Genomic DNA, 21,955 nt, shown 5'->3' with positions numbered 1-21,955 from the left:
AGGCGGCCGGCCCCGGCTCAGGATTGATAAAAAGGAAAACGAGCGTTCTTGATCCGGGGGGGACGGAATTGGAGATAGTTGCTTTGCCAATTTTTCACACCGCCGCGCGGGGGCCTTCCGTAAGCTGCATGGCAATAGCTAGAAAAACAGACGCCATTCCAAGGAGGCAGTAATGAGTGAGACAAAGACCCCGCTGGGCTTTATCGGCCTGGGTGTCATGGGCGAGCCCATGTGCGCCAATCTGGTCCGTAAATCCGGACACCCCGTGTATGTGGCCGATATCAGCCCGGAACCGGTGGCCCGCATCGGGGCATTGGGCGCGCACGCCTGCACGTCGATCGTCGAAGTGGCGCAAACCGCCGAGATCGTGTTCCTGTCGCTACCCAGCATCGTTCAGGTGGAACAGGTATGCACCGGACCGGGTGGCCTGGTGGAAGCCGGCGGCCGCGTGCGCATCGTGGTCGACATGAGCACGAGTGATGTGGGACGCACCCGCCGCCTGGCCGAGGTCCTGCGCGGCCACGGCATCCTGTTGATCGACGCGCCGGTGGCCCGCATGCGCGAAGCGGCCCGGCTGGGCACGCTGATGATCACCGTGGGCGCCACCCGCGAGGACTACGAGACGGTTCTTCCCTACCTGTCGTGCATGGGCACCGACGTGCTGCTCTGCGGCGGCATCGGCAACGGCCAGGTCGTGAAGATCATGAACAACATGGTGGTATTCATGACCGTCCATGCCCTGGCCGAGGCCATCACGATCGGGCGCAGCGCAGGCGTCGACGGCACGCTGCTGCTGGACGCGCTGAGCAAGGGGTCGGCCGACAGCTTCGTGCTGCGCAACCCGGGCCAGAAGGCGCTTGCCGCCCAGACCTTTCCCGAAAAGACCTTTCCGACCGAATACGCCATCAAGGACATCCTGCTGGCACTGGAACTGGCGAACCAGGGGGATGTCGACGCCCGCGCCGCCAGACTGACGCACGATCTGCTAGAGCGCACGCGCGCCGCGGGCTACGTCAAGGAGTACTACCCGGTGATGGTGAAGCTGATCGAACGCGGCTACGCCTGATCCAACGTATTGCCTGCGGCGCCTGCCGTGCCGCGGCCTTCCCTATTCGAGACAACCATGACATCCATGCTTCGCAGGTGGGCGCTGCCCCTGCTCGCCACCGCGCTCGGCTTCAATGCCGCGGCCGCGGACTACCCCGTCAAGCCGATCACGCTGGTGATCGGATTCACCGCCGGCGGCCCGACGGACGCCGTCGGACGCTATCTGGCGCGCGGCCTGGAGGCCGAGCTTGGCCAGACCATCGTGGTCGAAAACCGTCCGGGCGCCAACGGCGTCGTGGCGCTGCAGGCGGTCAAGCGCGCCGCGGCCGACGGCTACACGCTGATGCTCGGCAGTAGCGGCACGCTATCCATCGAGCCCGTCTATAAGCAGAAAGTCGACTATCAGGTGCTGAAGGACTTCCAGCCGGTCGCCCTGGTCGCCAGTTACCCGTACCTGCTGGTCGTGCCCGCCAACTCCCCCTTCAAGACGGTGCGCGAGCTGATCGCCGGCGCGCGCCAGAAGCCCGGCGCGCTGACCTTCGCGTCCGCCGGCAGCGGCGCCGTGAATCATCTGGCCGGCGAATGGTTCAAGAGCGCGTCCAACGTGGATATCACCCACATTCCCTACAAGGGTGACTCGGCGGCGATCGCCGACCTGGTGGCCGGACGGGTGGACATGGCGTTCTTGAGCGCAATCGCCGCGATGCCGCAGGTGCAGGCGGGCAAGATGCGCGCGCTTGGCATCGCGGCGGCGCAACCGTCATCCGTCGCACCGGGCGTGCCGACTGTGGCCGAATCGGCCGGTATTCCGGGGTTCTCAGCCGAACCGTGGAACGGGGTGCTGGCGCCCGCTGGCGTGCCGCCCGCCGTCACGCAGCGTTTGAACGCCGCAATCAACAAGGTGATGGGCACCGATGCCTCGCGCGACGCGCTGCTGAAACTGGGCCAATACCCGATGCGCGGAAGCCCCGACGACTTCGCGCGGCACATCGGCACGCAAACCGAACGCTGGGCGCAAGTCATGCAGACCAGCCACATCGCACAGGCGGATTGAATGGAATATCCCGAACTGAACCTGCTGATCGACGGCCGTGCCGTACCTGCCGGCAACCGCCCGGGCCTGGAAGTGATCGACCCGGCCACGCTGGCCGTGCTGGGGCGCGTGCCGGTGGCCGCGACCGAAGACATCGATGAGGCGCTGGACGTCGCGCGCCGCAGTTTTCCCGGTTGGCGCGATACGCCAGCGCTGGAGCGGGCGGCAATCCTGCGCCGCGCCGCCGCGCTCATGCGCGAACGCACGCCCCGCCTGGCGTGGCTGATCACCCGCGAGCTGGGCAAGCCGCTGTCCGAATCCGAAAAAGAAGTGGCGACCGCCGCCGAAATGTTCGAATGGGCCGCCGAAGAAGCCCGGCGCACGTATGGCCGCCTGATCCCCGGGCGCGTCGGCGGCATCCGGCAAATGGCCATCCCCGAACCCGTTGGTCCGGTCGCCGCGTTTTCCGGCTGGAACGCCCCGGCGATCACGCCATCGCGCAAGATCGCAGGCGCGTTGGCCGCCGGCTGCTCGATCGTGATCAAGCCGTCCGAAGAGACCCCCGCGATCGCCTTGGAAATCGCCCGTGCGCTGGCGGACGCCGGCCTGCCCGCCGGCGTGCTGAACATGCTGTTTGGCGACCCCGGCGAAATCTCGCGGCGGCTGATCGCCTCGCCCGTGACCCGCATGGTGACCTTTACCGGATCCACGTCCATTGGCCGCGATCTGGCGGTAATGGCCGCCAGCGGCCTGAAGCGCGCCACGCTGGAGCTGGGCGGCCATGCCCCGGTGCTGGTGTTCGACGATGCCGACCCGGAAGCCGCCGCCGATGCGTTGCTGGCCGCCAAGCTGCGCAATAGCGGCCAGATCTGCACCTCGCCCACCCGCATGTACGTCCAGCAAGGCGTCTATGAGCGCTTTGTGCAGCGCCTGGCCGATCGCGCCCGAAATTGGCGCGTGGGCAATGGGCTGGATGCCGGCGTGCAAATGGGGCCGATGGCGAACCCCCGCCGGCTTGCGGCCATGGAATCCATGGTCGCCGATGCCGTGAAGCACGGCGCGCAGCTTGCGGCCGGTGGCACGCGCCTGGACTTGCCGGGCTGGTTCTGGGCGCCGACCGTGCTGCGCGATGCCGGTCCCGATTGCCTGGCCGCCAACACCGAACCCTTCGGCCCGCTGGCGCTGGTGCAGCCGTTCCGCGATACGGATGAGGCGCTGGCGATGGCAAACCGCCTGCCGTTCGGGTTGGCGTCCTATGTCTTCACGCGTGACGCCGCCACGGCCCGGATCGCATCGGAGCGCATCGAAAGCGGCGTCGTCTGCATCAATCATTGCCAGGCATCCCTGCCCGAAACGCCTTTTGGCGGCTTCAAGGACAGCGGCCTCGGCAAGGAAGGCGGCGTCGAAGGCCTGCAGGAATTCATGCAGGTCAAGTACGTCAGCCAGATGTAGCTGCACCCCCAAAGGAGAAAACCATGAACAAGAAGATCACCGCCGCGCTTGCTTTGACCGCAAGCGCCGGCTTGGCCCACGTTCCCGCTCAGGCGCAGGCCCCCGACGGCATCTCGGACGGTGTCGTGCGCATCGGCGTGCTGACCGACATGTCCGGCGCCTATTCCGGCAACGTCGGCCCCGGCTCGGTACTGGCCACCAAGCTTGCCATCGAAGACGTTGGCGGCAAGGTGCTGGGCAAGCCCGTCGAGATGCTGTCCGCCGACCATCTGAACAAAACCGACGTCGCTGCGGGCCGGGCCCGGGAATGGATGGACCGCGAAAAAGTCGACGTGGTGACCGAACTGGGCAACAGCGCGGTGGCGCTGGCGGTCATGAACATTGCCCGCGAGAAAGGCCGGATGACGATGGTGACCGGCGCGGGCGCCACGCGCATCACGGGCGAGGACTGCTCGCCCAACAATGTCCAGTGGGTCTATGACACCTATGCGCTGGCCAAGGTGGGCACGCTGCCGCTCGTCGAGGCCGGCGCGAAAAAATGGTATTTCGTCACGGCCGACTATGCCTTTGGCCATTCACTGGAAAGTGATGGCATGCGTTTCGTGAAAGAAGGCGGCGGCACGGTGGCCGGTTCTGTCCGTTACCCCTTCCCGGGCACGGATTTCGCTTCCTTCCTGCTGTCGGCGCAAGCCAGCAAGGCCGACGCGGTAGGGTTCGCCAGCGCGGGCGCCGACCTGCAGAATGAAATCAAGCAGGCACGCGAGTTCGGCCTGTCCGACCGCCAGAAGCTCGTCGCCATGCTGATGAGCATCACGGACGTGCATGGCGTGGGCCTGGAAGCCGCCCAGGGCATGACGTTCGCCGAGACCTTCTACTGGGACATGGACGACGAAACGCGTGCCTTCGCGCAGCGCTTCTTCAAGGCGGCCAACAAAATGCCGACCGCGCTGCAGGCCGGCCAGTACTCCGCGGTGCTGAACTACCTGCGCGCCGTTGAAAAGGCCGGCACGGACAATGTGGACGCCGTGATGCGCACGCTGCGCGGCATGCCGATCCACGACGCTTTTGCCCGCAACGCCCGCCTGCGCGAAGACGGAAAACTGATCCACGACACCTACGTCGTCCAGGTGAAGGCGCCGAAGGAGTCCAAGGCCGCGTGGGACTATTACAAGATCGTCAAGACGGTGCCGGGCGACCAGGCCTTCATGCCTTTGTCCGAAAGCCAATGCAAGCTGGCCAGGAAATGAACTCGCAGCCGGCTGCTGGCGCCGCCCTGCCGGTCTACGAGGCCTACGCCATCCGCTACGCCAGCGTGACCCGGCGCGCGATCGACAATTTCCTGTCGCGCGCCGATGTGCACGACGGCCCCATGCCGATGGATTTCTATTGCTGGCTATTGCGGGGACCGGCCGGCAATGTGCTGGTCGATACCGGCTTCAGCGCGTGTTCGGCGCGCGCGCGGGACCGAGCGTTCACCCTGCACCCCGAAGCGGCGCTGGCCCGGTTGGGCCTGGCGCCGGCCGACATCGACCACGTGATCCTGACGCACTTGCACTATGACCATGCCGGCAACGTCGAGGCGTATCCCCACGCGCAGGTTCATTTGCAGGACACCGAAATGCAGTACGCCACCGGCCGGTACATGTGCTTTGCGGCCATGCGGCATTTCTTTTCGGTCGACGACGTGCAGGCGGTGGTGCGCCAGGTGTACGCGGGGCGGGTCCGTTTTCACGATGGCGATGCCGTGCTGGCCCCCGGACTCGAGCTGCATCACGTCGGCGGCCATACCCAGGGCCTGCAAGTGGTCCGCGTGCATACGGCACGCGGCTGGATCGTGCTGGCCTCGGACGCCCTGCACTACACCCGCAACTTCACCGACAGCAACCCGTTTCCCGCTATCTTCCATCTGGGCGACATGCTCGACGGCTATGCGCGCATCCGCGGGCTGGCGGATTCCGACGCGCATATCGTGCCGGGCCATGATCCCATCGTTGCCCGGCAGTATCCGCTCGCCGACGGCGAGGCAGGCATCTACCGGCTGGACACCCCGCCCTTGTGACAAGGAAAACCCGATGCAAGACGACGACTTCATCCTTAACCGCCTGGCCGACGCCGTCAACCGGCAGGAACGCCTGGTGTGGCGGGGCCGCCACCTGAACACCGTGTTCCTGTTGGAGCGCGGCACGGACGCCTACCTGATCACCGTGGCGGCGGGCCGTATCCAGGCCGTGCGCCAGGGCCCCTTCGTGATGCCTCGCTGGCAGTTCGCGCTGCGGGCGTCGGCCGAAGACTGGGCGCAGTTCTGGCGCCCGCTGCCCTCGCCGGGCTACCACGACCTGATGGCGCTGGTGAAATTCCGGCGCCTGCGCGCCGAAGGCGATCTTTATCCCCTGATGTCCAATCTGCTGTATTTCAAGGACGTGCTGGCCTGCCCGCGCGCCGAAGGAGCGCCCTCGTGAATCCGCAACAAGCGAATCCGCATCCCGCTGTGTTCGAACCCATCATCGGGCGCTATCTGCATTTGACGCTGGGCGGCCGCGCGCACCGCGTCTATGTCGAGGAAGCCGGCAGCGGCATCCCGCTGCTGTGCCTGCATACCGCGGGCGCCGATACGCGCCAGTATCGCGCGGTGATGAATGACCCGCGGATCCTGCAAACCTTTCGCGTCATCGCCTTCGACCTGCCTTGGCACGGAAAGTCGTCGCCGCCCGAAGGCTGGCAGCAGGAAACCTACCGGCTGACGTCCGAGGACTATGCGCAGGCCATCATCGCCGTGGCCGACGCGATGGCGCTGGACAGGCCGCTGGTGATGGGGTGCTCGATTGGCGGGCGCATCGTGCTGCATCTGGCGCTGGAACATGCGCACCGCTTCGGCGGCGCCATCGGGTTGCAGTCGGGCGCCCACGTGGATCCGTATTACGACCTGGAATGGCTGAACCGCCCCGACGTGCACGGCGGCGAAGTCTGCGCCGGGATCGTATCGGGCCTGGTCGGCCCGGGCAGCCCGGACAACCACCGTTGGGAAACGCTGTGGCATTACATGCAGAGCGGCCCGGGCGTGTTCAAGGGCGACCTGCATTTCTACACCGCCGACGGAGACATCCGCGACCGTGTGGCCGGGATCGACACACGCCGCTGCCCGCTGTGGCTCTTGACCGGCGAATACGACTATTCCTGCACGCCGCAAGACACCGAGTTCCTGGCGGGGCGCATCGCAGGATCTCACTGGCAGATCATGGAAGGCATGGGCCACTTTCCCATGAGCGAAGACCCCGATCGGTTCCTGGCTTATTTGCGGCCGGTGCTGGCGCAGGCGGCCGAAGCGCGCCTGCGCGAATAGCGCCGCCCCGCCCTGTCGCCGGCGCGGCTACGGTGCCGGCGACTCCGGCGCCGTCAGCGCTTTCAGCAGTTCATCGACGGGACGCGCCAGTTGCGCCGTGTCCCGCACGCAGACGTAGAACTGGCGCTCGGCCCAGTCATCGCGCAAGCGCAACAGCACAAGCCCCATCGACGCCAGGTAGTGACGCGCGATACCTTCGGGCACCACGCCAATGCCCAGGCCCTCGCGGATCATCCGGCACCGGGTCTCGAAATTGGAGACTTGCAGCTTGACGTTGGGCGGCCGCGACAGCGTCTGGCCGGCATACGCCAGGAACTGGTCCAGCGAATGGCGGGGAAAGTAGCCCAGCAGGTCGTAGTCCAGCGCGTCTTCCAGGAACAGTTCCGTCCGGTTTGCCAGGGCATGCCCCACGGGCACCACCAGCCCGCCGCGATCGCGCCGGAACGGAAACGAGGCCACGCCGGGCACGGGATGATCGGCGTGATAGATGCCGATATCGACCGAGGCCTCGGCCACCATGCGCGGGATGTCGTAGCTGTGGCCTTCCAGCAGATCCACGCTGACATCGCTGCGGCCCGCCAGGAATCGGCCCATCACACCGGGCAGAAATTGCAGGATGGTCGACGGGTTGGAAGCCAGCCGGATCTTCGCCTGCCCGTTCAGGGAATAGCCATTGATCGCCTGTTCGGTCAGCTGGACGCTGCGCAGGATGGCCTTGGCTCGCTGGTACAGCAACGCGCCGGCGGGCGTCGGTTCGACACCGCGGCCGTGGCGGTGCAGCAGCGTGCGGCCCAGGTGGCGCTCCAGCTCGGCGACCCGTTTGCTGGCGGCCGATGTCACCAGGTTTTCCCGTTCGGCCGCTTTGGACAGGCTCTTTTCTTCGACGGCCGCGACGAAGATCTCCAAGGCAGGAATATCCAGCTTTTTCATACCGGAAATATACCGTGCCGCCACGCCGTCAACGTCGCTTCCACACGCGCAATTTCCTCGCGGGGCATGCCCGCGCGCTCATAGAATCCGGCACGTTCGGCCACCACGTCCCGGACGCGATCGAGTATCGATTGCGCCGCAGCTTCGGACCGCAGGCCAAATCGCCGGTACTCCGTCAGGCAATTCTGGAATGTGCTGTCGCGCCCAGCCGCGCCGATGTGCAGATAGTGCCTGGCCGACCCTTCCTGCGTAACCACGTCGAACAACGGCGACAGCCGGTACGTGCCCGCGCCCTCGTCCTTCACGAACCCCACGTTCTTCAGATGGTCATCGGTGTTATGCACCGCCACGTTCAAGATCATGCGGGCGTAAAGCTCCTTCAGGTCCTGCACCGGGTTCGACGAGACACGGCGCACCACATCCGCCAGCCGCGCATACGAATACGTGGCCTTGCCACGCTCGCTGTCCAGCTCGCGCTTGCCGATCTGCGCCGACGGGCTGATCAACGACGCGCCGCTGAGGAAATGGCGGCGCGCCACGACGGGTTCTGCCCCGCCCTCGGCCGGCAATCGTTCCCGGTCGAAACGGCGGGTCAGCAGCACGGCGCCCAGGTGGGTTTCCGTCAGGTGAATCTCGGGCACGGTCAAGCCGATGGCCCGGGCCATTTCCAGGTTTGCGAATTCGACCCGTTGCCGGTCATACGAATCGCCTTGGCGCGGAAACTTGGCGATCCACATCTCGCCCTGTTCGTCACGCACGATGGTCTTTGGCCGCGCGCCGCCGATATCCCACGAACTGCCCAGAATGTCCCGATACAGCCCCTTGGGCTTCACGCCCTGGTCGATGTCGGTCAACAAGTCGGCCAGCGATTCCAGCTGGCTGATTTCCGGCAGCCGGTAGGTCTTGCGCATGTTGGGCGTCAATTGGCGGGCGCTGAAAAACAGCGCGCCCCCCCCCATGCCCCGGCCGCGCAGCAGCACTTCGTCTTCCGTCACGCGGGCGCCCGCCTTGTCCACGCGCATGACGTTGCGGCCCCAGGCGTCCGGCGCGGCATCGAAGATCGCGCCCAGCGTTTCGTAGCGGCTTTCCGTGCGAAACGTGGTCCGGGCATCGATCAGCGGCAGGTTCAGCGGGTCCAGCGCGAAGGCGCGTGGGTCGCTCACATAGGACTGCACGTAGGTGAACTCGGCAAAAAAATGGTTCTCGTCCGAGTCGTCCAGGGTCAGCACGCCGGCCAGGACCGCCTCGCCGCGGATGTCCACATAGACGAACAGCTGGCTTTCGACGGATTTATGTTTCCTGGCGCGCGCCATGGCGGATCCGCCTTACAGCTTGGTGGGATCGATGCGGTTCGGCGGCACCGCTCCGCCGCCCCGGCTCGGCCGCCGCAAGGCGTCCAATCGTTTGCCCACGCCATCCTGTTCCGGGTCCGCCAGTGCGAACAACTGGTCGCCAAAGCCGTATTGCAGCAAGGCCTCGACCGCTAGCGCCAGCGACACGCCGCCGTCGCCGCGTTCCAGCCGCGCAATGGTGGCGCGCGAAACGCCCAGGCGAGCGGCCAGTGCGCTTTCCGATTCGGCACGGCGCAAACGGGCTGTGCGCACGTTGGCCCCCAGCCGCGCCAGCGCGTCAGCCGCATCGAAACTGGGTTCTATCTTCTTTTTCATGCCCTGATAATAGGGCTTTAAGGGCGATTTTGCACGATTAATGGTGCACGCCGGGAGAAAACAATGCGCTATTAATAGCGCACAAACGAAATTAATGATCCATTAATAGATCAAAATTCCCTTACTACTGCGGCAAACGGCGTGAAATAAGCGCGCGCCGCCTAGATCACTACCGCTTGATCCAATCTCAGCGCGCCCCGGCCGGTATCCAGGGTGACGCGCGCACCCAGCGGCAACGTCAGGTTCGGATCACCATGGCCGCTGGGCCATCCGCCCAGCACCGGAATCCCCCGCGACCGGAACTGATCCAGGATCAGCGGATACAGCAGCCCTTGCGCCTGCGCGTCGTCCATCTGCACGCCCAAGCGGGTGAAGGTGCCCACCAGCACGCCCTTTACCCCGTCGAACTTGCCGGCGGCCGCTAATTGGCCCAGCAATCGGTCAACGCGCGGCACGGCTTCGTTGACGTCTTCAATGAACAAGATGGCGTCGCGCGTATCGATCTCGTTGCGCGTGCCGGTCAACGCGGCGATCAGCGCCAGGTTGCCGCCGATGAGCCGCCCGCTGGCCACGCCCGGCACCAATTCGGTGGGCAGCGCGTCTTGCGGCGGCGCGATCCAGGACCCGTTGGCCATCTGGCCGGTGATCATCGCCAGCAGATTCGATTCGGTGGGCTGGCGCTTGCCGGCCAGCAAGTCCTGCCCCAGCATCGGGCCATGGAACGTGACGAAACCGGCATGGCGCTGCATGGCCAGGTGCAGCGCGGTGATGTCGCTATAGCCGATGAACGGCTTGGCGTGCTTGCGCAGCAGCGCGTAATCCAATTGGTCCAGCAGGCGCCATGATCCGAAGCCGCCTTGCAGGCACCACACCGCGCCAATGTCTGGCGCGGCGAAAGCCGCGTGCAGGTCGGCCAGGCGGTCGGCATCGCTGCCCGCCAGATAGTCATACGGCGCATCCAGGCGCGTCCGGCTGGCCGGCATGACCTGGGCGGCAAAGCCGCGGGCCTCCAGCCATTCGGCGGCATCGTCGCTGGCGCCAGGAGCAGCGGACGCCGGCGCCACGATGGCGACGCGCGCGCCGGGCCGCAACGCGGGCACCGGGGCTGCGCCTTTGCCGTGCGCGGGCGCGGGCGGCGTCGTGGTGGCGATTGCCGGCTGGCGGGCGCCCGGCGTCCGGGTCGCGCAGCCGCTCAGCGCCAGCGCCGTCAGGCACAGCGCGCCCGTCTGTTTAAGAAAGCCACGGCGGCCCGGGTTCTGCTTCTGCGCAAGCTCGGCGGGCAGGTTCATGGTCGTGGTCGGTGGTGTCAATGTGGCGTCAGGAATGTGGCGTCAAAACCGTTCGTAGTCCAGCCGATAGCGCCATTGACCCACGGCCAGCCCCGCCATCGGCAGCCGGCCGATGCGGAGGCGGCGCAGCGCTTGCAGCCGCAGGCCCGCGGTATCGCACACGTATTCGATAAAACCCAGCGGCGGCGTCTTCAGCGCAAAGCGCAGGTGCGTTTCGTTCTGCCAGCTGACCTTCATCGGCATGGCGGGACGGCCTTCGAAGGCCAGACCCCGCTGCAACCGGGCCAGGTCGCCTTCGCTTAATTGGCCGGTGACCTGCGCCACGTATTCCTGTTCCACAAGCTTGCCCTCTTCCACCAGCTTGCGTGACACCGGATATTCCTGCGTGTACACCACCAGGCCGCTGGCCGCGCGTTCCAGCGGCGTGACAAGCTTCAGGCCGTTGAACATGCGCTTGAGGTAACGCTGGCCGGACCGGTCGCCCGGCATCTGGTTCTTGGGCACGATCAGGTCGCGGGCCGACCCCGGTTCGTTGTCGGCGTACATGCCCTCGGGCTTGTGCACCAGCACGGTCACGGGTCGCATGTCTTCAAGCTTGGCGCCGGGCAGCAGGCTGACCGTCTGCCCGGGGGCGACGCGGAAGCCGGGCTCTTCGACCGTCTTGCCGTCGACGGCGACCCAGCCGCCTTCGATATAGCGTTCGGCATCGCCGCGGGAGCAGGACTGCTCCGTGGCCAAGCGCTTGGCCAGTCTTACGCTTTCACTCATCGCGCCACCGCCTGGCATGCGGGCGTGGCCGGTTGGGAAAGCGATTCAGGCGTGCTGTCAGCCAGCACAAATGGGTGCATCGTCATTAAGTATTGCCGGGGTGTTGCAAAACGCGGGCAAAGTGCCCGCGGCGTCAGGCAGATGTTACGCCTTTTCCGGGGGCGGCTCGGGCAGCTTGCCGGCGACCGTCTCCGGAATTTCCGCTGATGCGGCGGGGGGCGGCACATCGGCGATCCACGCATTCACGAGCGTCGACGTCACCGCCAGAATCACCGGCCCGATGAACAACCCGACGATGCCGAAGGCGAACATGCCGCCCAGCACGCCCGACAGAATCAGTAGCAACGACAAGTTCACGCCGCGCTTGATCAACATGGGGCGCAGCAGGTTGTCCAACATGGCCACCAGCACCGCCCAGATCAGCAGCAGGATAGCGGCCACCTTCATATCGTTCTGGAACAGCCAGATGACGCCGCCCAGCATCGGCAGGAACGGGCCCAATTGCGCCAGGCACAGCATCACCATCAAGGCGGTCAGGATGCCTGCCGCCGGCACGCCCGCGATCCACAGCCCCACGCCGCCCAGCACCGACTGCACTACGGCGGTCACCACGATGCCCAGCGCAACCGCCCGGATGGCCGCGCCGGCCAGGCGGACCGCCGCCACGCCGCGCTGGCCGGCCAGCCGGTTCGCGAAACGCTTGACGAAATCAGCCGCCGCCTCGCCCTGGCTATACAGGATGCCGGCAATGACGATGGTGATCAGCATGTGCATGACGAACACGCCGACGATTGCCGCGTGGCTCAACAGCCAGTGCGCCGCGATGGTCAGATAGGGTTCCAGCCGGGCCAGCAGGCCGCCCGCGCCTGCGTCGGACAAGGTTTGCCATTCCTGCGCGACCCGGGGGCCGGCCAAGGGAATGGCGCGCACCCAGCTTGGCGGCGCCAGCAGCGCGTAATCGGGCAGGCTTTTCACCGCCGCCATGATCGCCCCGCCATGTTCGGCCAGGGTGGATATCACCTGATAAAGGGGTAGCACGATCACGAACAGCAGGATCAGCAGCATCACCCCCGTTGCCGCCCAGCGGCGGCCGCCAAGCCGCTGCTGGATGGCCAACAGCACGGGCCAGGTCGCCACCACGATCGTGGTCGCCCAGATCAGTCCGGGCAGGAACGGCCTAAGGATGTAAAGGCTGCCCACCATCAAGGCGGACAAAATCACGATGACAAGCAGGACTCGGGCAAGATCGACTGTAGGACGTGTATTCACCCGCTGCTCCCGGCAGGGCTGGTCGCCCTGCGTGATGGCGCATCGCGACCCGTGTGCGGCTGCCCGGGATGCGCGTCGATGCGATTCTCGGCAATTTATCCGAAATTCACCCGCACTTGTATCTTGTCGTGAAATGCCTTGGGCACGGCGCTTGCTCGTCGAACCGATGCCGCCGAATTTGGAAGGCGATGGCGCCGGACGCTCCGGTCGCCGCCCATCGGACGGCGTCTATATCTTCAGGAGGTACCCCATGAAACTCTTGCCCACCGCCGGCATATTGCTGGCCCTGGCGCTAGCCGGCTGCACCGCGCCCACTTCTTACAGTTCCAGCCCACCGCGTAGCGACAGCACGACCCGGGATCACGCCAACTACCATTCGGAAAACTTCGGGGAGCCTGACAACACCCCCTTCCAAGGCGTCTACCCTGGGCGTTAGGGCTGCCGTTGTCCCGGTGCGGCAGTTGCCGCCTGGTCGGTCGCCGCGACCGCGCTGGCGGCCGCAGCGGCGGCTTTTTCGTTGGCCAGCGCCATCAAATGGCGCGTCAGTTCGGCCAGTTGCGCGTCTTTTTGCTCCAGCTGGCCCAGCAGCGATGCCGCTTGCGCGTCCACCGTGCCCAGCCGGGATTCCAGCGCCGCCTCGCGCTGCCGGGCCGCCGCCAAGGCATCGCCCGCCGCCCGCTCACTGGCAAGCAGCCGTTGCTGGATCGCCGCGACGTCGCTGCGTAAGGTCTGCGCGCCCTGCTCCGCCACGCGCTTGGCCTCTTGCGCGTCGGCCAATGCCGTCTGCCATTGCGCCGCTTGCCGCTGGTTGGCGGCCTGGGCCTCGTCCAGCCGCGCCTGTAGCTTCTTTACCGCCCCACGCTCTGCATCCAGCTCGTTCAGCCAACGCCGCTCGTGCGCGGCATGGCGCGTCTCTGTCGTCTCAAGCGCCTGGGCATGCAGGCTGCGCTGCTTTTCGGCCTCGGTCAGCAACGTTTGGACGGCGCTTCGCGCATCTTCCAGTTGCAACTGGTTCTGCTTGAGTTGATCGTCGCGCTGACGCAATTGGTGTTCCGCCGCCCGCAAGCGGTCTTCCGTGGCCGCCAATTGGGCGGTGGCCACTCTAAGGCTTTCTTGCAGATCCCTTTCCCGGTTGGCCAGCTGGATTTCGCGTTGCTGCAACTGCTCGGCATCGGCGGCCAGGCGTTCCCCTTCTTGCGCCAGTTCGCCCCACCGCTGCCGATATGCCTCGGCTTGGTCGGCGCGCGCCTCGGCCAACGCGGTTTCCCAGAAATGCGCGGCAGCCTGCGCGATCGGGTCGGGCACGGCCGGCGACGCCGCGAATGCACCCGGGTCTTTGATGCGGGCGCCCAGCGCCCGGAACCACGTCTCCAGATGCGGGCTGACGGTGTTGGGCGACCCGCGGCCGATCTTCTGGCGCACCCGTTCGATCGTGGGCCGGGCGCCTTCCAACAGCAGCGCGTCGGCGGCGGTCCAGACGTCGGTTTCGGTAATTCCTGTGGCCATGGCCCGCATGCTCCGTAATTGGCTGGCGCCTTGATGTCTAATTAGTCACGATAATGGAACCTTATCGTGAGTTAAATTTCATATATGTAATATATCATACAGCATACGTATGTTTTATGTAAGAAATAAGAAAACCGCCGATGGCGCATGCAACGGCCGGCACCGGCGCGCAAAAAGCACCCTCGCCAATCGGCCACCGCTTGACCTTGACCGCATGGCAGGCCGGAAGCTCCAAGCTGGTTTCAACGGACAGGAGGTCACATGAACCACCCTATTTCCCCCGCGCAGGCACATTCCTTCCCCGCTCGGCCAGCGCCCGCCACAAACGAGCCTCGATGGGCAATCGAAGAGGTCACAGCGCGCGCCGATGTCTCGGAACGGCTGGTGCGTTATTGCGACGTGCAAGGCTTGCTGGGTAGCGCTAAGCGCACTGGCGCCACCGGGCGGCGCTACACCCCCGACGACATCTCCGTACTGCGCTTCATCCGGCGAACCCATGTTCTGGGATTCGGCATAAACGAGATTGCCCAATTACTGGCGTTGTGGCGCGGCGGTCAGGCGCCGCAGCGCGTGCTGCAACGCCTGGTGAACGCGTATCCCGATGCGCAACACCCCTCCTGCCCTATCCTGGAAGCACTGATACAGGCAGCGCAAACCCGGTCGAGTCCTGCGCCTTTGCCATAAAATCACGGTGCCCATGACACGTATCCACGCCCTTCCCTCATGCAGCTGACCCTGCCCGCCTCGCTGCCCTTGCTGGATCCGCACGCGCTGGATGCCCAGGCCGACGCCGCGGTCCGCAGCCTGATGCGGGAAGGCAGTTCCGCCAACACCGCCGCCAGTTACCGCGCGGCCATCCGATACTGGACGGCGTGGTTCGAACTGCGCTATGGGCAGCCGTTCACGTTGCCCGTGCCGGAAGCGGCCGTAATTCAATTCGTCGTGGACCACGTCCAACGGACGACCGACCAGGGCCTGAAATGGGAATTGCCGCTGGCGCTGGACCAGGAGCTCGTGCGCCTGAAGGCCAAAGGCAAGCTGGGCGCGCCCAGCCTGAACACGGTGCTGCAACGCTTGTCCGTGCTGTCGAAGGCGCATGAGCTGCTGGGCCACGCCAACCCCTGCCGCGCGGCGCCTGTGCGCGAGCTGCTGGCCAAGACCCGCCGCGCCTATGCCCGGCGGGGTGTCGCGCCCGCCAAGAAAGAAGCACTGACCCGCGAACCCTTGCAGGCGATGCTGGCCACCTGCGACGACACCCTGCGGGGCGTGCGCGACCGGGCCTTGCTGCTGTTCGCATGGGCAAGCGGCGGCCGCCGCCGCTCGGAAGTCGTGCGGGCAACGATTGAAAACACGACGCGCACGAGCGAAGGCTTTCTTTATACGTTGGCGCATTCCAAGACCAATCAAGCGGGCGTGACGCGCGCGGACGACCAGAAGCCCATCGCCGGATCCGCCGCGCAAGCGCTGGACGCGTGGCTTGCCGCCAGCGGCATCCGCCAGGGCCCGATCTTCCGCCGCGTGCGTCGCGGCGACATCATCGGCGAACCTCTGGCCGCCGCCGCGGTGCGCGACATCGTGCGGCAACGCTGCAGACTGGCTGGCCTGGAAGGCGACTTTTCGGCGCACAGCCTGCGCTCGGGTTTCGTCACCGAGGCCGGCCGGCGCAATGTACCGCTGGGCGACACGATGGCCATGACCGGACACGCCAGCGTGGCCACCGTGATGGGCTATTTCCGTGCGGGCGCGGCGGCACGATCTCCCGCGGCGCGGCTGTTGGACGAGCCCGACGCAAACGGCCTATAGATCCGTGTCCGCGCTGCCGTAAAAGTTGGAATCGGCCGCCGCAAGGATCTTTGTCATGCTTACAATCAGCGGAACTCGCACGCGGCCATGCCTGCCGGCATTCCGTTCCCTCTTCCCATCAGCGGCCTGGCGCCGCGCCTGCCCCGATCCCTCGTCCGCTCCGACCCATGCGAATCAACCTACGCGGGCTTGTGCTTGCGCTTACCGTATTTAGTGCCGCCGCTGCGACGGCCAACGCTCTGTATGCCAGCTATCGCGTGCAACGCGACCTGCTCATCACCAACACACTGGAGTCGAACCGCGTGTATGCGGCCAAGCTGGCCGAAAGCGCCGGCAACTTCCTGAAGGCGGCGCAGCAGCAGCTGGCCTACAGCGCGCGACATATGGCGGCGCAAGTCGATGCGCCTGGCGTCCTGGCCGCCGAAGTCGCGCGCGTGCAGGAACAGACCGACAGCTTCAACTCCGTGGGCATTGTCGGCGCCGACGGCGTCATTCTGGCCACGACGCACAACTTCCGGAACTTCCTGGGCGCGCGGGTCGACAGCCCGGGCAGCCGCGCGGCGCTTCAGGCCCGCCAGCCGGTGATCAGCAAGCCCTATGTGTCGATCGCCGGCAACATGCTCATCAACCTGTCGCACCCGATCTATTCCAACGATGGCCGCTACTTGGGCTATATCGCCGGTTCCATCTATCTGCGCAATGAAAGCGCTTTGCAGGAATTGCTGGGCAAGCACCACTATCAAGACGGCTCGTATCTCTTCGTGGTGGACGGCGACGGGCAGTTGATCTATCACGTGGAACCCAGCCGGGTGGGCGAAAACGTCATGCGCAATCCGGCGGTCGCGGCGGTGACCAAAGGCCGGTCCGGCGCGCAGCGCGTGGTCAACACCAAGGGCGTGGATATGCTTGCGGGCTACGCGGCTGAACCGATCAGCGGCTGGGGCATCATCGCGCAGCGGCCGGCCGACGTCACCCTGAAACCGATAAACGCGCTGATCTGGACGCTGATCGGCTATGCGACGCCGTTGGCGCTGGTGTTTCTTGCGGCCATCTGGTGGTGTGCCCGGCTGATCTCGCGTCCTTTGTCCCAACTGGCCACCAACGTCGAGCATCAAGACGTGGCGGTGGCGATGCAGCGCGTGCAGTCGGTCAAGGCCTGGTACTTCGAGGCCGAGCGCTTGAAGCGCGCGGTGATCTGGAGCTTCACCGCGCTGCAAGACAAGATTGGCAAGCTCAACCTGGCCAGCATCACCGACCCGTTGACCGGCCTGCGCAACCGGCGCGGCACGCAGGATGCCGTCCAGGATCTGCAAGCCTCGGGCACGCCGTTCACGGTCGTTGCGTTGGATATCGACCACTTCAAGCGGGTGAACGACACGTACGGCCATGCCACGGGTGACGAGGTCATCCGCGGCATGGCGCAGTTGATGCGCGACTGCTCACGCCCCTCGGACATCCTTTGCCGCAACGGCGGCGAAGAGTTTCTGATCCTGCTGCCCAACGTTGGCGTCAAGGAAGCCAGCCAGATCGCCGAGCGGCTGCGCGCGCGCCTGGCCGATCGCGCCGTGCATGGCGTAAGCGGCATTACGGTGTCGGCCGGCGTGGCGCAATGGCCGTCATGCGGCCCGGACATTGGACAGGTGTTCGAAGCGGCGGATGAAGCGCTGTATGCCGCCAAACAACAAGGCAGAAACCGCGTCGTCGTGCACGGCGCATGATGGCCACGCCTGTGGCGGCCACCCATCATTCGCCAATTCTTGCGGTACGCGCTCCGCAATATCAGTTAGACGGTCAAACCGTCTGATTCCCGCTTGGGCCCTGCGGCCGGGCACCTAGACTCCCCTTACCTCGCGCAGCCCGCCTCTCACGGCGGCCACCGAGGATTCTTGTGCGCCTCGACGCGCACTGGTCTTTCAAAGGGGAATCTCATGATCGCAGCAAGAACGACATGCCGCGCGCTGGTCGCGGTTTTGGCCGCGCTATCCGCAGGCGGCGCCGTGGCGCAGGCAGCCACCACCGGCGTCACCCTCTATGGCCTGATCGACCTGGGGCTGGGCTACGAGCGCCAGCGCCAGGCCGCTAGCACTGGCACCGGCAGCGCATCCTCGCGCCTGTCCATGAAAGACGGCACGCGTTCCGGTTCGCGCTGGGGGTTGCGCGCCGTGGAAGACCTGGGCAATGGGTACAGCGTCGTGTTCCGGCTGGAGAGCGGGTTCCAGGCCTCGGACGGCACGCAAGGACAAGGCCGATTGTTCGGCAGATGGGCTTACCTGGGCTTGGCGGGCCCATTCGGCGAAATGCGCGCGGGCCGCCAACAGGTACTGAGCGACAGCTGGGGAGGCATTGCATCGCCTTTCGGCACCAGCTGGAGCGGCGCCGCGGCCTCTGTCACGCTGGGCTACAACGACGGCGACTTCGGGTCCAGCGGACGGGTCAATAATGCGTTGATCTACCGAACCCCTGTCTTGCAAGGCTGGCAGGCGGGCTTGGGCTACAGCTTTTCCACGCACGACGAAGACCGGTTCGCCACCGCCGACCAAGACCGCGTATGGACCGCCGGCTTGCGCTATCGGAATGGGCCGCTATCCACCGCTTTTACCTACGAAAGATTGAACCCGGACGCCCGGGATCCCAACGCCAAGCGAGCCGCCAACCTTCAGCTAGGCGCCATATATGACTTCGACTGGATGCAATTGCACGCGGGCTATGGCCGTTTGCGCGATCCCAACACGGGTCCGTCGGCGGGATTCAGCCGCATCAACACGTTCGTGGGCGGGGTCAGCCTTCCCGTCAACCGTCGCGGCCGCGTGCTGGCGGCCTACCAGCGTGCCACGGCATCGCGCATCAAGGGATGGGGCCTGGGCTATCAGCACGACCTGTCCAAACGCACCAACCTTTACGCCCTGGTGGACCGCGTGGACAGGCGGCAGTCGCACATGCTGCAAACCGTGATGGGAATAAGGCATCACTTCTAGGCCGTGCGTCCAGTCAAGGGCGCTACACCAGCATCGGCCAAAACGTGGGCGCCAGCCGTAGCCACATTTCGGTACTCATCGCGTCTGGCCGGCGCTTTGGCAGGCCGGTGCTGTGCTTCAGCCTGTCTCCCTGGCAGGCGAAGACGATGCGGTGCGCGTGTGAAAGGTCGTTGACCACCAGCACCGACCCGGCAAAGCGCTGTTTGATCCGGCTTAGATAGCCGTCGTACCCGGGGTTCGACGCATGGAAGTTGCACACCATCATGCCGTCGGGCGCCAGCGCATTGAAGCAGCCGTCGTAGAAGGCATCCGCCGTCAATTGCCGCGGCAGGCCATTGATGTCGTAGCCGTCCACCAGCAGGGCGTCGTACTCGTTCCGGTACTGCTGGATCAATGCCGCGCCATCGCCTTGCAGGACGGCGAAACGATGATCGTCCCGTGGCACCTGAAACGAATCCCGCAACGCAATGACGTGGGGGTTGATCTCGAACACGTCGATGCGGGCGGACGGCAGTTGTTGGTAGCAGAATTTGGCCAGCGACCCGCCTCCCAGTCCGACCATCGCAATACGCCGTGGCTCGGGGTTGAAGAGCAGGAACGCCATCATGAGGCGCGTGTATTCCAGGTTCAGCGCAGACGGGTCTTTCGTCCACATGCGGCTCTGGATTTCGGCATGGGAAAACATGAGCGACCGCGACGTCGCCGTGGCATAGATGAATGGCCTAACCTGTTGATGGTTTGATGTGTTTTCAGGCATTCCGAATACTCGCCAGGGTCAAATTGAGGGTGCCCGGCCGCCGCCCAAGAATGCATCCGCCCGCCGCTCGCGCAGTCAAAGCGCCGCCAGCATGCGGCATGCCGCATACGACATACGGCATGCCGGCGGAAAGCGCGGGGTCGGGAAAGCGTAAGGGGAAAGGCCGGCGCGTTCGAACGGCGCCACGACGGGGCGCAAGCGAACGGCGTTAAGCGAACGACATAATCAAACGGCGCGCACCAGGCGCGCCGTTCGAAATCGGTCAATCAGGATTGAATCAGCCTGGCAGTACAGGCCGGACGCCAAGCGTCAGGGGAAGGGATCAGGCGGATAGACGCGGCTTATCGGCGTCTTCTGAAGCCTCGGTGTCGGCGGGTGCCGCGTCGACTTCGGATTCCTTGTTGGCGTCGGGGGCTTTCCACTCCAAGGGCGGAATCTCGAAGCGCCACTTTTTACCAATCAGTTGATGCGACATGAGCGTTCTCCTGTGCGAGGCGCATGGCCTCCCCCGCGTAAGCAAAGTACCTGCCGGGATTCAAGCGTGCCACGAATGCCGTATGGGGATGCGGGGGAAGGCATTCGGAAAAAGCAACGCTGAGGGTTCGCTGTAGCTGTACTTGTCTATGTACCTGCGTAGTGCACTACTTAGTGCACTATCTAATGCCTACCTAGACCGGCACAGCTATTGTTTTTTGCTGTTGTTATTTATGCGAATTAAGTGATATTAGCATAATTTTGACAGAAATAGCAAGCAGATCGGCCCGGCGACCTTGTGAACCCGGAGCGCGGATAAACACATTGACGGCAGAGAACGATCGTTCTACCATCCGCCCTGTCAGATAGAGAATGATCGTTCTCAAAGGCTCCATCCATGACTTCCAGCACAAGCGCCCTTCCCCCCGCCGGCCTCGACGACACGCAGGTCCGCTTGCTCCGGGCCACCGAGAATCTCATCTATCAAGGCGGCATCAACGCCACCGGCATGGACCTGATCGTGAAGACCTCGGGGGTTGCGCGCAAAGGGCTCTACAAGTACTACCCCACCAAGGAAGCCTTGGTGGCGGCCGCCCTGCAAGCGCGCGACGAGCGCTGGATGGAGTGGTTCATCGCCGCCACGACGCAAGCGGCAACGCCCCATGCGCGCTTGATGTCCATCTTCGACGCCTTGCGGGAGTGGTTTGCGTCGGAAGGATTTCGCGGTTGCGCATTCATTAACGCCGCCGGAGAAATCGGCGACCCTGCCAATCCGATACGCGAAGTTTCCCGGCTGCACAAGGCTCGTTTGCTGGCCCATGTGCTGACGCTGACGCAAGCCGCAGGCGTGCCTGATCCCGATGACATGGCGCGTCAGCTATTGGTGCTGATCGACGGCGCCATCGCCGTTGCCCTCGTGACCGGCGACCTGTCGATCACCGATAGCGCCGAACGCGCCGCCGCGGCGCTGCTGGCCGCCCGCCCCTGAACTGCTTTCTTCCCACGCACGAGGCCTTTCCCATGACGTCCACCCCTGAAGTCCGTCCGCCCCTGCCGCCCTTCACCCACCAAAGCGCTATCCAGAAGGTTCGGCTGGCCGAAGATGGCTGGAACAGCCGCGATCCCGACAAGGTCGCGCTGGCCTACAGCCTGGACACGCATTGGCGCAACCGCGCCGAATTCGTGAAGAACCGGGACGAAGCCCGCGCCTTCCTGGCACGCAAATGGGCCAAGGAGCTGGATTACCGGCTGATCAAGGAACTTTGGGCCTACACGGACCATCGCATCGCCGTGCGCTACGCCTATGAATGGCACGACGACTCGGGCAATTGGTTCCGCTCCTACGGCAACGAAAACTGGGAATTTGGCGAAGACGGCCTGATGGTGAACCGCTATGCCTGCATCAACGACCTGCCCATCAAGGAAGCCGACCGCAAGTTCCACTGGCCGTTGGGCCGACGCCCCGACGATCACCCGGGTTTGTCGGAGTTAGGCTTGTAGGCCATCGCCGCGCCAGGCGCGTCGCATCTTATTGCCAGGCCGTCAACAACTACTCGTAGGCCTTCAACAGCTTGCCGAGCAGGCGGCTTAATTGCTCCTGCTCGGTCGCGCTCAATGGCGACAGTACGTCGGCTTGGTTGGCACG

At 65.2% G+C, this 21,955-nt stretch carries 22 protein-coding genes; 13 read left to right on the top strand and 9 right to left on the bottom strand.

Features of this window, described 5'->3' with window-relative positions; all coding sequences use genetic code 11:
- Positions 1–172 precede the first annotated feature (172 nt).
- From ACE039_RS18815 to ACE039_RS18785, 7 genes are read left to right on the top strand one after another with little or no spacing between them, the layout of a single operon-like run.
- Positions 173–1,066: an NAD(P)-dependent oxidoreductase gene (locus ACE039_RS18815; RefSeq protein WP_485823030.1), complete on the top strand. Its 894-nt coding sequence runs from the start codon at positions 173–175 to the stop codon at positions 1,064–1,066.
- Positions 1,067–1,123: 57 nt separating this feature from the next.
- A complete protein-coding gene (locus ACE039_RS18810; RefSeq protein ID WP_485823029.1) occupies positions 1,124–2,101 on the top strand; it encodes a Bug family tripartite tricarboxylate transporter substrate binding protein in 978 nt (325 codons plus the stop codon).
- Positions 2,102–3,532: an NAD-dependent succinate-semialdehyde dehydrogenase gene (locus ACE039_RS18805; protein WP_485823028.1), complete on the top strand. Its 1,431-nt coding sequence runs from the start codon at positions 2,102–2,104 to the stop codon at positions 3,530–3,532.
- Between the two features lie 23 nt (positions 3,533–3,555).
- Positions 3,556–4,779, top strand: coding sequence for an ABC transporter substrate-binding protein (locus tag ACE039_RS18800; protein ID WP_105558617.1), 1,224 nt, complete (start codon positions 3,556–3,558; stop codon positions 4,777–4,779).
- Complete coding sequence (locus ACE039_RS18795; protein WP_448712534.1) at positions 4,776–5,591, top strand: N-acyl homoserine lactonase family protein; 816 nt, start codon at positions 4,776–4,778, stop codon at positions 5,589–5,591. Before ACE039_RS18800 ends, ACE039_RS18795 begins: the two co-directional genes overlap by 4 nt.
- Positions 5,592–5,604: 13 nt before the next feature.
- On the top strand, positions 5,605–5,991 hold the full coding sequence (locus ACE039_RS18790; protein ID WP_448712536.1) for a hypothetical protein: 387 nt from the start codon (positions 5,605–5,607) through the stop codon (positions 5,989–5,991).
- Positions 5,988–6,872 carry an alpha/beta fold hydrolase gene (locus ACE039_RS18785; RefSeq protein WP_199196879.1) on the top strand — a complete coding sequence of 295 codons (885 nt, stop codon included), beginning with the start codon at positions 5,988–5,990 and terminating at the stop codon, positions 6,870–6,872. Before ACE039_RS18790 ends, ACE039_RS18785 begins: the two co-directional genes overlap by 4 nt.
- A 27-nt stretch (positions 6,873–6,899) precedes the next feature.
- Here the strand turns inward: ACE039_RS18785 and ACE039_RS18780 are convergent, their stop codons facing one another.
- From ACE039_RS18780 to ACE039_RS18750, 7 genes are all read right to left on the bottom strand, one after another.
- The gene (locus ACE039_RS18780; RefSeq protein ID WP_485823027.1) at positions 6,900–7,802 is read right to left on the bottom strand and encodes a LysR family transcriptional regulator; all 903 of its coding nucleotides are present in this window, start codon (positions 7,800–7,802) and stop codon (positions 6,900–6,902) included.
- A complete protein-coding gene (locus ACE039_RS18775; protein WP_485823026.1) occupies positions 7,799–9,115 on the bottom strand; it encodes a type II toxin-antitoxin system HipA family toxin in 1,317 nt (438 codons plus the stop codon). The genes ACE039_RS18780 and ACE039_RS18775 overlap by 4 nt, the downstream gene beginning before the upstream one ends.
- A gap of 12 nt (positions 9,116–9,127) precedes the next feature.
- Entirely contained in the window at positions 9,128–9,469 is a 342-nt protein-coding gene (locus tag ACE039_RS18770) for a helix-turn-helix transcriptional regulator (RefSeq protein WP_310028608.1), read from the bottom strand.
- A 161-nt stretch (positions 9,470–9,630) separates the two neighbouring features.
- Positions 9,631–10,569 carry a S66 peptidase family protein gene (locus tag ACE039_RS18765; protein ID WP_485811566.1) on the bottom strand — a complete coding sequence of 313 codons (939 nt, stop codon included), beginning with the start codon at positions 10,567–10,569 and terminating at the stop codon, positions 9,631–9,633.
- A gap of 231 nt (positions 10,570–10,800) precedes the next feature.
- Entirely contained in the window at positions 10,801–11,526 is a 726-nt protein-coding gene (locus tag ACE039_RS18760) for an RNA pseudouridine synthase (RefSeq protein WP_485811564.1), read from the bottom strand.
- A gap of 144 nt (positions 11,527–11,670) precedes the next feature.
- Positions 11,671–12,795: an AI-2E family transporter YdiK gene (gene ydiK, locus ACE039_RS18755; RefSeq protein WP_448710608.1), complete on the bottom strand. Its 1,125-nt coding sequence runs from the start codon at positions 12,793–12,795 to the stop codon at positions 11,671–11,673.
- 432 nt (positions 12,796–13,227) lie between these two features.
- Positions 13,228–14,301 (bottom strand): DNA-binding protein, encoded by a 1,074-nt coding sequence (locus tag ACE039_RS18750; RefSeq protein ID WP_485823025.1) that lies wholly within the window; start codon positions 14,299–14,301, stop codon positions 13,228–13,230.
- Positions 14,302–14,562: 261 nt separating this feature from the next.
- Between ACE039_RS18750 and ACE039_RS18745 the strand changes: the two genes are divergently transcribed.
- The 4 genes from ACE039_RS18745 (at position 14,563) to ACE039_RS18730 (ending at position 19,079) form a co-directional block, all read left to right on the top strand.
- A complete protein-coding gene (locus ACE039_RS18745; RefSeq protein ID WP_485823024.1) occupies positions 14,563–14,985 on the top strand; it encodes a MerR family transcriptional regulator in 423 nt (140 codons plus the stop codon).
- Positions 14,986–15,024: 39 nt separating this feature from the next.
- Positions 15,025–16,104: a site-specific integrase gene (locus ACE039_RS18740; protein WP_485823023.1), complete on the top strand. Its 1,080-nt coding sequence runs from the start codon at positions 15,025–15,027 to the stop codon at positions 16,102–16,104.
- A gap of 167 nt (positions 16,105–16,271) precedes the next feature.
- Positions 16,272–17,822, top strand: coding sequence for a sensor domain-containing diguanylate cyclase (locus tag ACE039_RS18735; protein ID WP_448710613.1), 1,551 nt, complete (start codon positions 16,272–16,274; stop codon positions 17,820–17,822).
- A gap of 210 nt (positions 17,823–18,032) precedes the next feature.
- On the top strand, positions 18,033–19,079 hold the full coding sequence (locus tag ACE039_RS18730; RefSeq protein ID WP_485823022.1) for a porin: 1,047 nt from the start codon (positions 18,033–18,035) through the stop codon (positions 19,077–19,079).
- A gap of 22 nt (positions 19,080–19,101) precedes the next feature.
- Here ACE039_RS18730 and ACE039_RS18725 read toward each other — a convergent pair whose 3' ends face one another.
- The gene (locus tag ACE039_RS18725; protein ID WP_485823021.1) at positions 19,102–19,764 is read right to left on the bottom strand and encodes a spermine/spermidine synthase domain-containing protein; all 663 of its coding nucleotides are present in this window, start codon (positions 19,762–19,764) and stop codon (positions 19,102–19,104) included.
- 394 nt (positions 19,765–20,158) lie between these two features.
- Positions 20,159–20,311 carry a hypothetical protein gene (locus ACE039_RS18720; protein ID WP_199196880.1) on the bottom strand — a complete coding sequence of 51 codons (153 nt, stop codon included), beginning with the start codon at positions 20,309–20,311 and terminating at the stop codon, positions 20,159–20,161.
- Positions 20,312–20,707: 396 nt separating this feature from the next.
- On the opposite strand from ACE039_RS18720, the gene ACE039_RS18715 reads away from it, so the two are divergent.
- Both ACE039_RS18715 and ACE039_RS18710 read left to right on the top strand, forming a co-directional pair.
- The gene (locus tag ACE039_RS18715) at positions 20,708–21,298 is read left to right on the top strand and encodes a TetR/AcrR family transcriptional regulator (RefSeq protein ID WP_448710618.1); all 591 of its coding nucleotides are present in this window, start codon (positions 20,708–20,710) and stop codon (positions 21,296–21,298) included.
- Between the two features lie 32 nt (positions 21,299–21,330).
- Positions 21,331–21,810, top strand: a complete 480-nt coding sequence (locus ACE039_RS18710) for a nuclear transport factor 2 family protein (RefSeq protein WP_485823020.1) — start codon at positions 21,331–21,333, stop codon at positions 21,808–21,810.
- Positions 21,811–21,955 lie beyond the last annotated feature (145 nt).

Source organism: Achromobacter maghribensis (assembly GCF_057334215.1).
The sequence above is the reverse complement of the archived record's forward strand: the minus strand, read 5'-3'. Positions and strand labels throughout refer to the sequence as shown.